This is a genomic window from Hominisplanchenecus faecis, from assembly GCF_020687205.1.
GTDB classification, from domain to species: Bacteria; Bacillota; Clostridia; order Lachnospirales; family Lachnospiraceae; genus Hominisplanchenecus; species Hominisplanchenecus faecis.
In genome coordinates this window covers 1-13,668 of the sequence record NZ_JAJEQE010000040.1, presented here as the reverse complement: position 1 = coordinate 13,668, position 13,668 = coordinate 1, and the positions used below count along the sequence as shown (strand labels likewise).

Annotated in this window: 10 protein-coding genes; 9 read left to right on the top strand and 1 reads right to left on the bottom strand. The window is 44.9% G+C overall.

All coding sequences use genetic code 11. From position 1 onward, the window contains the following. The first annotated feature begins 12 nt into the window (after nt 1–12). The 9 genes from LKD42_RS10930 to LKD42_RS10890 all read left to right on the top strand — a co-directional run bounded on the left by LKD42_RS10930 (nt 13) and on the right by LKD42_RS10890 (nt 13,378). The gene (locus tag LKD42_RS10930) at nt 13–1,512 is read left to right on the top strand and encodes an RsmB/NOP family class I SAM-dependent RNA methyltransferase (protein ID WP_248835700.1); all 1,500 of its coding nucleotides are present in this window, start codon (nt 13–15) and stop codon (nt 1,510–1,512) included. Between the two features lie 22 nt (nt 1,513–1,534). After that, entirely contained in the window at nt 1,535–3,142 is a 1,608-nt protein-coding gene (locus LKD42_RS10925; protein ID WP_147632926.1) for a response regulator, read from the top strand. A 12-nt stretch (nt 3,143–3,154) separates the two neighbouring features. After that, a complete protein-coding gene (locus tag LKD42_RS10920; protein ID WP_248835699.1) occupies nt 3,155–4,933 on the top strand; it encodes a cache domain-containing sensor histidine kinase in 1,779 nt (592 codons plus the stop codon). After that, nucleotides 4,930–5,844: a sugar ABC transporter substrate-binding protein gene (locus LKD42_RS10915; RefSeq protein ID WP_248835698.1), complete on the top strand. Its 915-nt coding sequence runs from the start codon at nt 4,930–4,932 to the stop codon at nt 5,842–5,844. The genes LKD42_RS10920 and LKD42_RS10915 overlap by 4 nt, the downstream gene beginning before the upstream one ends. Nucleotides 5,845–5,900: 56 nt before the next feature. Then, nucleotides 5,901–6,917 (top strand): galactose ABC transporter substrate-binding protein, encoded by a 1,017-nt coding sequence (locus LKD42_RS10910; RefSeq protein ID WP_248835697.1) that lies wholly within the window; start codon nt 5,901–5,903, stop codon nt 6,915–6,917. A gap of 133 nt (nt 6,918–7,050) precedes the next feature. Continuing rightward, a complete protein-coding gene (locus LKD42_RS10905) occupies nt 7,051–8,100 on the top strand; it encodes a hypothetical protein (protein WP_248835696.1) in 1,050 nt (349 codons plus the stop codon). 27 nt (nt 8,101–8,127) lie between these two features. Beyond that, nucleotides 8,128–8,973 carry a cohesin domain-containing protein gene (locus tag LKD42_RS10900; protein WP_248835695.1) on the top strand — a complete coding sequence of 282 codons (846 nt, stop codon included), beginning with the start codon at nt 8,128–8,130 and terminating at the stop codon, nt 8,971–8,973. Further along, nucleotides 8,949–9,131 (top strand): hypothetical protein, encoded by a 183-nt coding sequence (locus tag LKD42_RS10895; RefSeq protein WP_248835694.1) that lies wholly within the window; start codon nt 8,949–8,951, stop codon nt 9,129–9,131. The genes LKD42_RS10900 and LKD42_RS10895 overlap by 25 nt, the downstream gene beginning before the upstream one ends. Before the next feature lie 230 nt (nt 9,132–9,361). After that, complete coding sequence (locus tag LKD42_RS10890; protein ID WP_248835693.1) at nt 9,362–13,378, top strand: glycoside hydrolase family 3 C-terminal domain-containing protein; 4,017 nt, start codon at nt 9,362–9,364, stop codon at nt 13,376–13,378. A 108-nt stretch (nt 13,379–13,486) separates the two neighbouring features. Here LKD42_RS10890 and LKD42_RS10885 read toward each other — a convergent pair. Continuing rightward, nucleotides 13,487–13,668: hypothetical protein (locus LKD42_RS10885; RefSeq protein WP_248835692.1), on the bottom strand; the 182-nt coding region annotated here is incomplete at its 5' end.

The window sequence follows — 13,668 nt, the reverse complement described above, 5'->3', positions numbered from 1 at the left end:
GAGAACAGAAGGATGTATTTGCCGGAGGCATTTCAGAAAAAAATGAAAGCAATTTTGGGTGAGGAGTATGATGATTTTCTGGCTGGATTTGAAAAACCGCGTCATTATGGCCTGCGGGTGAATACAGCAAAGATCACCGTAGAAGAATTTAAAGAACTGGTGCCTTTTCATCTGACACAGATTCCGTGGGTGGAAAATGGATTTTATTATGAAGAGGAAGATGCACCGACCAGACACCCGTACTATTATGCAGGGCTTTATTATATTCAGGAGCCGAGTGCGATGACGACTGCCTCAAGACTCCCGGTAGGTCCGGGGGAGCGTGTACTGGATCTCTGTGCGGCTCCGGGCGGCAAAGCCACGGAACTGGGGGCAAAACTGTTTGGGGAAGGACTTCTGGTGGCAAATGACATCAGTGCTTCGAGGGTGAAAGCACTTCTAAAAAACATTGAAGTGATGGGGATTCCGAATTCCTTTCTTTTAAATGAAGTGCCGGCAAAGATCGCCGAACAGTTTCCGGCATATTTTGACAAAATCCTGGTGGATGCCCCGTGTTCCGGGGAAGGCATGTTCCGCAAAAATCCGGAGGCGGCACGCGTCTGGAGTGAAGAAAAACCGCCGGAATGTGCCAAAATGCAGAGAGAGATCGTAAAACAGGCGATCTCCATGCTGAAACCGGGCGGCATGATGATCTATTCGACCTGTACCTTTTCACCGGAAGAGAATGAGCAGATCATCGCATGGGTGCTGCGTGAATTTCCTGAAATGCAGCTGATCCCGATGAAAGGATACGAGGGATTTTCCGAGGGAAGACCGGATCTTGCAGACGGCAATCCGGAACTGAAAAAATGTGTACGTATCTGGCCGCATCATATGGACGGCGAGGGACATTTTGTGGCTCTGATGCAGAAGAGCCGGACACCGGAAATGGATGATGTTTCACCAGAAAAATCATCCGCATATACTTCGGAAGCAGACGAAGAGCCATCGGATCATGATGATATAAAAAAGAAAAAGAAAAAAGCAAAAAAAGGACGAAAAGATCAGAAGGAAAGAAATGAGGCGGCAGGATGTACCAGACAGGAACGGACCGTTCTGGAGAGCTTTTTTGCCGATGTAAGGGCAGAAGTTGACTGGAAACGCATCGAGGTGCGAAAAGGGTTTGCCTATTATCTCCCGGAAGGTGTGGAAGGTAAAAAAAATCTGGTCTTTGTGCGAAACGGACTCTATCTTGGGGAGATACGAAAAGACCGCTTCGAGCCGTCACAGGCATTTGCGATGGTATTACAGAAAAAAGAATTTGCCTCCAGTATTGATTTTTCGGCAGAGGATGAGCGAGTGATCCGTTATCTGAAGGGGGAAACGGTGGATGTCTCGGATCTGGAGTGTGGAAAAGAGAAAGGCTGGCAGTTGGTCTGTGTGGATGGTTACCCGCTCGGCTGGGGAAAACTGGTGAATGGGACGTTGAAAAATAAATATCTTTCAGGTTGGAGAATGAAAGTGAATGGATAGCTAAAAGGAGAGGTGAAAGAAAGTGAACTACAGGGTTGTGTTGGCAGATGATGAACCGGAGGTTTTGCGGAGCATACAGAGAACGCTGGACTGGGAAAAGTACGGATTCTCGGTAGTCGGAGCATTCTTAAATGGACTGGATGTATTGGAATTTCTGGAAAATCACGATGTAGATATCGTGTTTACCGATATCCGGATGCCCTTTATGGACGGAATCGAACTGATGCATAAGATCAAAGAAAAATATCCATACATAAAGCTGGTGATCATTTCCGGGTATGATGATTTCCAGTATGCAAAAGAAGCACTGATCCATGGCGTTTTGGATTATATTCTAAAGCCGATCAATGCCAGGGAAATGTCAGAAGTTCTTCAGAAAGTCAAAGACAAAATGGATACCGAGCTGGAAGAAAAGCAGAGCATCCAGAAGCTTCGAAACCTGTATCTGGAAAATCAGCCGATCATAAGGGAAAATTTCCTGAACCGGCTGGTACTTGGAAATATCAAGGCAAAAGCACTTCAGGAAGAAAAAAAGACAGGGCTGATCCGCATGGGAGAATATAAATACTGGGCAACGGCACTGGCACAGATTTATCAGATCGAGCAGAAAGACCATGGAGAAACCATGGACAGCCAGCTGGCATCCATCTACATCCGCAATCTGATCCGAAATTCCATATCGGATGATATTTATTATGAAGCTTTTTACAATCCGCTCGGGGAATGTATTCTGTTTGGTATGAATGAACCGGAAGAAATGGAAAAGATTCTTTTAAAGCTCAATGATATTGCAAAAGAGAGCAAACGTGTGATGAAGATCAAGGCAGCGATCGGTGTCGGAAAGATCAAAGATGAGCTGATCAAAGTGAAAGAATCTTTTGAAGAAGCCAAAGAAGCACTCTCCTACCGCAAAATGTCGCAGGACGGAGATGTCATTTATATGGAAGATATTGACAAATCCGAGCAGGTGATCCTGTTGTTTGATGAGAAAGCACAGGACAAGCTGTTTACGGCAGTAAAATTCGGAAAAGAAGAAGATATTCATGCCGTGATCAGAAAAATGAAAGAATATCTGATCAAAGCCGATATGAGCAGCAGCAGTTATCAGGCGTACAGCATGAGCGTCATCAATGCACTTCTTGTTTTTGCAAGACAGCAGGACCTTGAGATTGAAGAAGTCTTTGACGGGATTCCGAATTATCTGGAGATCATGCAGAAGTATGCCAGTGCGGATACGTTCATGGAATGGCTGGAAGAACAGTGCATCCGCTTAAATGCCAGCCAGGGGCGGGAACGTGAGAACAAGGCGAAAGGTATCATTGAAGAGGCAAAACAGAAAATCCAGGAAGAGTTCGGAGATCCGGATATCGGACTGGAAAAGATTGCTGCTGAAGTCGGACTGACACAGACCTATTTTTCCAGCTTGTTCAAAAAAGAGACCGGCATGAGTTTCGTAGAGTATCTGACGGACACCAGAATGAAAGAAGCCATGCGGCTTTTAAAAGAGACAAGTGAAAAAATCTATGTAGTTGCCCAGAAAGTGGGCTATCTGGAATCCGGATATTTCAGCCATGTATTTAAGAAAAAATATGGAATGTCCCCGATCCAGTGCCGCAGACAGGGGCAATAGACGGGAGGTTGTATGTGGGGGAAAATCAGACAGGACTTTCGGAAGTTTCTGCCGAAACAGAGTATGCAGAATATTCTGTATGTGATCATTCTGACGCTGACGCTGCTTGTCGCTGTCTTTGTAGGATTTTTTGTCTCAAAGTCTCAGCAGGAAAAGCAGGCACAGATCATCGTTCAGGATAATCAGGAGCTGGCAGAACAGATCAACGTATCTATGTCACAGTATCTGCACAGTATGATGCGTCTATCAGATACACTTTATTATAATATCATCAAGGGAAACGACAGAGGACAGATGGAACAGATGTTTCAGGCGATGTATGACGGCTACAAAGATTATGTGGAGAGCATTGCCCTGTTTCAGGAGGATGGGACACTTTTGCAGGTCATGCCGGCACTGTCATCTGCCGCTTCCTCAGATGTTATGCAGGAAGAATGGTTTTCCAGTGCACTTGAGCGAAGTGAGAACATTCATTTTTTCAGACCGCAGATACAGGATTGCTTTGAACATAACAGCAGTTTTCCGTGGGTGATCCCGATGAGCCGTTTTGTGCAGATCACGCACGGAAATCAGGTGCTGAGCGGAGTGCTGCTCATCAATATAAAATACAGTGCATTATCTGAAGTTTTCAGGAACTCAACAGATGATATGAACCAGTATTCTTTTCTGATGGATTCAAACGGAGAACTGATCTACCATCCCAGGCACGCCCTTGTAAACAGTGGGATTATAGAAAAACCGCCAGAAACACTGGCTGAATATCAGGATGGATCCTATGAAACAGAAATCGGGAAACAGCAGGTGTTCTGCAGTGTCAAGACGGTGGGATACACCGGATGGAAGATCATTCGTGTGATCGGGAAAGAAGAACTTAGAAGTTATGGGATCAAAAGTACTTTTTTTGTGCTGGCGGTCATCTGTCAGGTAGTTCTGTTTTTCCAGGTTGTCGGATCGTATATTTCAATGGTGCTGACAAGACCGATCTGCAACCTGGAGGAAGATGTCAAACGAATTTCAGCCGGAGAGCTGGATATCAAAGTCCATACTGCCGGAAGTTTTGAAGTGTATCATCTGGGACGCTCTATTCAGAAGATGACAGTCAGGATCAAAAAACTGATGCGGGAAGTGATCCAGGAGCAGGAAGCCAAAAGAAAGAGTGAACTGGACAGTCTTCAGGCACAGATTACACCACATTTTCTTTACAATACGCTGGACATTGTAGTGTGGATGATCGAGGAAAACCGAAAAGAAGATGCCGCAGGCATGGTTACGGCACTGGCAAGATTTCTGCGTATCAGCCTCAGCAAAGGAAAAAATATCATCACGGTAGCAGATGAACTGGAACATGCAAGGAATTATCTGATGATCCAGTCACTTCGTGCAAAAGATCAGTTTACGTACCGGATTGAAAAAGATCCTGGCACAGAATGTTTTCAGGTCATTAAACTGATCGTTCAGCCAATTGTGGAAAATGCACTTTATCACGGACTGGAAGGGATGTACGGCGATGGTGAGATCGTGATTCATGCCTATACAAAAGACGGGGATCTCTACATTTCTGTGAAAGACAACGGTATGGGGATGTCAAAAGAACAGGCAGAGGCACTTCTGGATTACACGAAAGAATTAAAGACGGCAAAAGGAAACGGCATTGGTGTACGAAACGTACACGAGAGGATTCAGCTGCACTTTGGAAAAGAATACGGGGTACAGATCATTTCAGAGGAAGATGAGGGAACAGAAATCCTGCTGCATCTTCCGGCAATTATGTATGGAGAAAAGAAAGAATGAGAAGGGCAAAGAAAATCGGTATTGTGTGCGTGGGGATTCTGATGGTTGTTTTTATGTTTCTCTCGTATTCAAATTTGTTTGGCGGAGAGACGAAAAGAGATATCACAAAGATTTCTGTGATCGGGATCAAGAGAAAAAACAGTCAGGTAGAAGATTTTAAAAGAGGTATTGAGGAAGCAGCAAATGCAAAGCGTGTGGATGTCGAGTATCTGGAGATAGAGGAAGATTATGACACGATCAAAGAGTACATAGACCGTGAGATCAAAAACGGCTCTCAGGCATTGATCGTGTTTTCAGAAAAAGAAGAACAGATTCTCTCTTATCTGCAGTCAGAAAAGAAGAAAATCCCGCTGATCCTGGTGAATCCGGGCGGAACAGAAGAAAAAACGATCCGTGTCTGGTTTGATGTGCAGGATATGGCAGAATGTCTGGCAGAAAAAATCCATCAGAAGCGTCAGGAAGAAGAGCCGGTGGTATATTTAACGGATGAGAAAGAAATGTCGGAGCGAATGTGGACAATCTTTCAGGAAACATTTCAGAACCAGGGGATTGCAATCGAGAAAAAGAAAATGACACTTCCAAATCTTGCAAAATATCGGGACAGGAAGCAGCAGGCTGTGTTTATCTGCAGTTCTCCAAAGATTACAGAAGAGACGGCAGACTATCTGAAAAGCAAAAACCAGGTCATTTATGGGATCGGTTATTCCGATGAGGTATTGCAGGGGATCCGGGAAGGGAAAGTGGAAGGCGTTATGGCATACAGCATGTATTCTTTCGGGATTTATGCAGTGAAGTCTGCTGTTTACTCCATAGAAGGAAAGAAAGTGGATCATCTCACAAAGACAAAATGCGAGTGGATCACGCAGGACAATATAAAAGAAAAGTATGATTTTCTGTTTCCAATCTATTGATAAAATCGCAGGAGTTAATGTCCGCTTTACAAGGTGGAAGAAGGAGGCAAAAACAAATGGGGTCAAAAAAGGAACTGCAGGCAGCCATCGCAGTACTTGGTCTGTGCATGCTGGTCTTTGGATGTACAAAGACAGCGGAGAGTGAGAACAGCAAAAAGCAGGTCAAGATCGGGGTGGCTGTATACAACGAAGAAGATGTTTATGTCAGCAAGATCTGCGGTTATCTCGAGGATGAAATTTTTCAGTACGAAAAAGACCATCCAGGCGTGGAGATCCGCAAAAAGATCGCCGATGCAAGGGGCAGTCAGCAGGAGCAGAACGACCAGATCGATCAGTTCATCAGTCTGGACTATGATCTTCTGCTGGTCAATATCGTGGATCGCACCAATGCGGCTGTGATCATCGACAAAGCGACGCAGGCGGATATTCCGGTTGTATTTTTCAACAGAGAGCCGGTGCGGGAAGACATTTTCCGGAGTGATCAGATTTATTATGAAGGATCGGATGCAAAACAGTCTGCTATTTTGCAGGCAGATGTAATTGCAGATGCACTGGAAAAAAACCGCAGTAAAATCGACCGGAATGGTGACGGCGTCATACAGTTTGCCATGCTGGAAGGAGAGTCCGGTCATCAGGACACGCTGATCCGTTCAGAGTGGGTGCTGAAAGAGCTGGAAAACAAAAAAATCCCGACGCAGCAGATCGCAGGCAGCACCGGAAACTGGGAAAAAAATCAGGCGAACGTGATCGTACGGCAGTGGATGAAAGAGTATCCGAACCAGATTGAAGTGATCATCAGCAATAATGATGACATGGCACTGGGAGCCTGGGAAGCACTCGAAGAAAAAGGATGCACCGAAGTGCAGGTGGTCGGAATCGACGGAATCGAAGAAGTACGCGAACTGGTGGATGAAGATAAGATCCTCGGAAGTGTTCTGTGTGATACAAAACTGCATGCAAAAGCACTGATGCAGTTCATAGATGTGCTGGCTTTTCATAACGGCAGTGTAGAGAAACTGAACCTTGAAAATGAAAGATATTATATGATTCCTCTTACAAAAGTGGAAAAATAGAAAAAAGTTAGAAAAAATCTAAAAAAATTTCAACCAAATCTAATAAAAATCTATGGAAATTTACCGAGAAATCAGATAAAATAGATTCACTAAGGCACAGAAAGGAATCGAAATCAAAAAGGAGGTAAAAAGAATGAAGAAAAGTAAGATTTTTTCTGTAGTATTGGCGATGTTTTTGATTCTGACACTGAACGTTGGAGCTGTGAGGGCAGCAGATACCGCCAGAATTTATCTGGATGCCGTTCAGGCAAAGAGTGGTATCGTGACCGTTTCCTGTAAAGCAGAGAACGTGGGCAAGATCAGCAACGGAAAATTAAGGATTACATACGCAGCCGACAAACTGCATCTGGTAAAGACAGAGGCAGGAGATGGACTGAAAAAAGGTAATTTTCAGACGGTTATCAACGATCCGATCGACGGAAACAAAGCAGAAGGTGAGATCGTGTTTGTATTTGCTTCTTCCAGAGAGCAGGAAGTCAGCGGCAATCTGGTGACCATGACATTCTCCGCAAGTGAGAAACTTGATCTCAAAGATACAGGTCTGAACCTGAAAGCAGAAGAGTGGAACAAAACAAGCGGATCGGATATTAATGTCAGCATCAAAGATCTTCAGTACAGAAGCGAAGTGATCGACAAGATTGAGCCGACACCAACACCGGAAAAGAAGATCAGCCTGAATGCTACACAGATCGCCGAAATCGAAGATCAGACTTACACAGGAAGAGCCGTTCGTCCGGGTGTGACGATCCAGTATAAGGGAAAAACACTGACAGAAGCCAAAGATTATGCACTGACTTACAAAAAGAATAAAAAGATCGGAAAAGCAAGCGTTACGATCAAAGGTATCGGAGAATACGAAGGAAGCAAGACGATGACCTTCTACATAGCACCGAGACCGCCAAGGATCAAAAAAGCAGTTTCAGATTCCAGAAAGAAAGTATCCCTTTGCTGGTCCAAAAAGAAACAGGCAGACGGCTACCAGATCAAGATTGCACGCGACAAACAGTTTACCAGGAAAGTAAAGATCGTCAACATCAAGAAAAACACAAAAGTGAAAAAGACAGTCAAGGTAAAAGGAAAGGGCAGAGCAAAATATTATGTAAGAATCCGTTCCTACAAGATCATTGACGGTAAGAAACATTACGGAAAATTTGGCTATAAAAAAGCTGTCCGTGTAAAATAATGCAGTCCAGAGGAGGCAAAACAAACCATGAAAAAAGTATTATGTGCGATGATGCTGTTTGCAGCAGCAATCCTGTGCCTGCATCAGAATGTATCCGCAGCTGAGGGGGCAACCGTAACGGTAAACGGTGACACACTTCAGGCAGGAAGTGATGCGTGGAAAGTTACCCTTGATATCAGCGGCGATACGAAAATTACAAACGGCAAGATCCGTGTGACGTATGACAGCTCACAGCTGAAGCTGGTATCAACGGAAGCAGGCTCCATGATGAATGGCGTTCTGACCGACATCAACGATCCGGTCAGTGGCAATAAATCCGAAGGAGAAGCAGTGTTTGTATTTGCATCCTCTACAGAACTGGATACAAACGGAACACTTTTTGAAATGACTTTCCAGGTACAGGATTCGGTTAAAGACGGTGACAGCGTAACGGTTTCCGCAAAGACGGAAGAACTGCAGAATAACAATGCAGCCGTTGCCGTGACCGATGTACCGCTGAACGCAGCGGTGGGAAGACAGAGCAACAATAACGGAAACAACAATGGCGGAAATGATTCCTCCACAGAACCACAGACCGAGACAGCATCCAATAATGGAAACAACGGAAACGGAAGTGGATCGGATAACCAGGGCGGCTCCGGTATCCAGACCGAGGCACCTTCCGGAAACAGCAATACCTCCGGTGGCAGCAGCACCTTCGGCGGAACATCTTCCGGAAGCAGCAGTACTGCGGGAACCCAGAGCGGAAGCAGCACGGTTACATCCGCAAAAACAGGAGATAACACCAATGTTTTAAGACCACTTATCATCGCAGTGATCGCACTGATCGTGCTGATTGGCGGATATGTATGGTCCAGAAAGAAAAAGAAATAAAAGCCAATACGAAATTTTTAAAACAGGAAGTGCACTTGCATCGAGAGACAGATGTGAGTGCATTTTTTGTCTTAGTGGGAGTGCAATATACCTGCGATGTACCGGAAGTGCGAACAGATAGTGTATCTGTTGTATCAAAAAATATGGAAAATATATAAAAAATATATAAAACAAGAAAATACATACCATATTTTATTCAAAATAACGATTAAAAACAGAGGACTAACAGGAAACATAAAAATTTACAAGAAAAACGTATAATATTACATGGAAAATCATAAAAAAGTTATATAAAATAAAATCACACGAGAAAATGTTGATGGAATATCAACATCGGAAAGCGAAAAACATAACAAGAAAGCAGTAAAGCAGTAAAGGAGGAAAAAGAATGAAGAAAACTTCAAAAAAAGTGATAGCAGTCACATTGTCCGCTTCGATGCTCTTAGGCGGAAGCATGACAGCGATGGCAGCTACAACAAACCCGGATATCAGCCAGCGTGAGATTGACCATAAGACCGCGGCTAAAAACATCGCAGCACAGGGCATGGTCCTGATGGAAAACAAGAACAACTCACTGCCGATTTCAGCAAAGAAGGGAACAAAAGTAGCACTGTTCGGACAGGGTGTTTACAACACCATCAAAGGCGGTACCGGTTCCGGTGCTGTAAACCAGCGTGACAATGTTACCGTACAGCAGGGTTTTGAAAATGCCGGATATGATATCGTGAATGCAGATTTTGTAAACCAGATGCATGAGCTCTGGACAGCAAACGGCGGCGGCACAAGTCAGGGCTGGGGATTTAAATGGGTGAATGAACCGGTTTATGAACAGACAGAAGGTGCGGCAGACCAGATCAAAGCAGCGGCAGATCAGACAGATACTGCAATTTATGTTATTGCACGTAACTCAGGTGAAGGATCAGACCGTTCTTCCGGAAAAGGTGATTATCTCTTATCGGATGATGAGCGGGCCAATCTGGAACTGCTTGGAAAAACATTTGATAACGTAGTTGTTGTCCTGAACGTAGGCGGAATCATTGATACTAAGTTCTTCAGTGAGATCAATGGGCTGGATTCCATGCTCCTGATGTCTCAGGCAGGTATGACCGGCGGTGATGCACTGGTAGAAGTATTAAACGGTACCGTAAATCCATCCGGTAAATTAACAGATACCTGGCCGGTTAATTTTGATGACAACCCATCCAGTGCAGGATTTGCAAATGAGGATGGAAATAATGCACAGGAATTGTACAACGATGATATTTTCGTAGGATATCGCTATTATGATACCTTTGGTAAAGACGTAGCTTACGAATTCGGTTATGGCGGATCTTATACTAAATTTGCAATGAGCACACAGTCTGTAACAGCAGACAAAGACAAAGTAACCGTTAAGGTTAAAGTGAAAAATACAGGTTCCGTATCCGGTAAAGAAGTAGCAGAAGTTTACTTCTCAGCCCCGGAAGGCAATCTGGACAAACCGTATCAGGAGCTGGCAGGATATGCAAAGACAGACGAGCTGGCACCTGGAGAATCTCAGGTACTGACGATCACATACGATACAACAGAGATGGGATCTTACGATACAGACAAGGCAGCATACGTGATGGAGGACGGCGATTACATCATCCGTGTCGGTAATTCTTCCAGAAACACACATGTAGCAGGCAAGATCAGCGTAGCGGAAGATACGATCACAGAACAGTACAGCAATCTGATGGTTCCGGTAAAAGATAATCCGAACGTTGCAGATGATGAGAAATATCCGACACTCGAGCCGATGACAACCGAAGGTGCAACACCGATCACATACGACGGTGAAGCAGATGAGATCGCAGCAGCATCCACGATCGCAGTTGATTTCACAGGTTACAAAGCACCGGAAATCATCAAAGAAAACGAAGATGTCGATGTATACGTATCGAATACAACGCAGACAGAATATCTAATCGCAGAAAACAAAGACGGAGCAACAGGCGAGATCAGCCGTGTTGAAAAAGGAAATGCAAACAGCTCCGACTATACAGTAACATACAACGAGCACGTTAAAAAATTTGACGGTGATTTCAGCAAAGCGACGCTGATGGACGTTAAACTTAAGAAGCTCAGTATTGAACAGTTTGTATCTGCACTGTCACTGGAAGAACTGGCAGAACTGGTGAACGGTCATTCAGGTGATGCAACCGTTAAAGGTGTGGCAGGATCTACCTGGAGAAACGATACAAAAGGCATCACCCCTGTAAACCTGTCTGACGGACCTGCAGGTCTTCGTATTACACAGAAATACAAAGATGGCGATCAGACCTATTACCAGTATGCAACCGCATGGCCGATCGGTACACTGCTTGCACAGACCTGGGATACCGATCAGATCTACGCTTACGGCGAAGGCGTTGGCGAAGAGATGGAAGAGTTCGGTATCGGATGCTGGCTGGCACCTGGTATGAACATCCACAGAAACGCACTGTGCGGACGTAACTTTGAGTACTATTCAGAGGATCCGGTAGTTGTAGGTATTACCGGTACAGCTGCAACCCTTGGCGTACAGTCAAACAAAGGCGTTGGCGTTACTATTAAGCATTATGCAATGAACTCTCAGGAAACAAACAGAAATGCAGAGAACAATACAGTTTCTGAAAGAGCAATCCGTGAAATCTACCTCAAAGGTTTTGAAGCAGTTGTAAAACAGGCACAGCCGATGGCGATCATGACCTCTTACAACCAGAACAACGGCAGACCGGCAGCCGATGATTATGATCTGTGTACCGCATTTGCAAGAGACGAATGGGGATTCCAGGGAATGATCATGACAGACTGGGGCGGCGGACAGTCCGTACCGATGTATGAAATGCATGCAGGCAACGACCTTGTTTGCCCTGGCAAAGGTGCAGCTCAGATCATCAAAGGCTTCAAATCTGATCCGGACTGGAACGGAAAAGGCTATGTAAATATGACAACCATCAGCTATCAGGATCAGACAGATCCGGATCTCCCGGTTATTACAAAAGACGTTCCGAACTTCGGCGGATATGAACTGAATAAAGAAGGTACAGAAGTACAGTCTACAACCGTGAACGGTGATGCAGATGCAGATCACAGCCTTCTGTGTGATGAAGCATGGAAAGCAATCGAAGATGGATATGCAACATATAAAGTAAAAGATGTACGTAACTGGTGGACAGGTACAACAACAAAACAGACAACGGTCAGCTACAAGGTAAACAGCAACAAAGATGGACAGACAAATAAACAGGTGATCTCTCTTGGTGACCTTCAGAAAGCAGCCATCAACATCTGTAACTTTGTAATGAATTCTACAGAGTTTGCAAAAGAACACGGTTTCACAGCAGAGTCCCTGAATGAAAAATATGCAGATATCCTGAAAGATATCACTTCCCATTCAAAAGACGCTGTACAGAGCACACTTGCAGACAAAGGCCTGCAGAAACTGATCAACACCGTAAAAGACCTTGATTCTTCCGAGTATACAGCAGACAGCTGGAAAGCACTGGAAGATGCAGTAGCAGCAGCAAAAGACGTAGTAGCAAAAGCAGACGCAAGTCAGTCTGAAATCGATGCGGCAGTAAACGGCATCATCGAAGCACTTGGAAACCTGGAATACGGCGTACAGACCCTGCACCTTGAGACAGCGATCGAAGCAGCAGAAGCAATCCTTGCAGATGCAGATAACTATGAATCCGTAGATGCACTGAAAGCAGCAGCAGACGCAGGAAAAGCAGTTCTGGCAAAAGCAGATGCAACTCAGGCGGAAATCGATGCAGCAGCAGACGCAGTTCTGGCTGAACTGTCCAAACTGGCAGAAAAGGCAGACAGAGCTTCCCTGAAGAAACTCGTAGACGCAGCAGAAAAACTGACAGACGGCAAGTACACAAGTGATTCCATCGCAAAACTGAACGATGCGATCAGCAAAGCAAAAGATGCCTTGGAAAACGGTGACGAAGCAGCAATCGCAGGTGCATACGAAGACCTGATCGATGCGATCACAAACCTTGAAATGAAAGGCAACAAAGCAGCCCTGAAAGCTATGCTGGAAAAAGCAGCTGCAATCCTTGCAGATACAGATGCGTACGTAGCATCCACGATCGACGGACTGGCAACAGTAAAAGCAGATGCACAGAATGTATATGACAATGCAGATGCAGTACAGAGTGAGATTAATGCAGCAGTTAAGAGCCTGACACTGAAGATCGCAGCAGCCCGTCTCCTCGGTGACGTAAACGGCGACGGTGCAGTCACAACAAGCGACAGCGTATCTGTCCTGGCAGCAAGTGCAGAACTTACAAGCCTGGATGCAGACGCAACAGCAAGTGCAGATGTAAACGGCGATGGCGTGGCAGATACCCTGGACGCAGCACTGATCCTGCAGACAGCAGCAGAAAAATAAAAACAAAAGTAAGATGCTACTGTAAAAAGTATAATCTGAAAGCATAAGAAAACGGCACGCGAAGAAATTTGCGTGCCGCTTTTGTGTAAATCAAAATCTGCGGAGGTTTTAGAATGTGCAAATGAACGCCATAGAAATGATTTTATAAAATATGACGCCATGATGATTCGAAAACAATCTCCTGACACGCTGCGTTTCCTGTTCGGTTCGCTCGCCTGTTAGCCGCCCTTCGCCTAAACTCGCCTCTTCGAGGCTCAGACAGCGGCTCTTTGGGGCGGCAGCATCGCAAA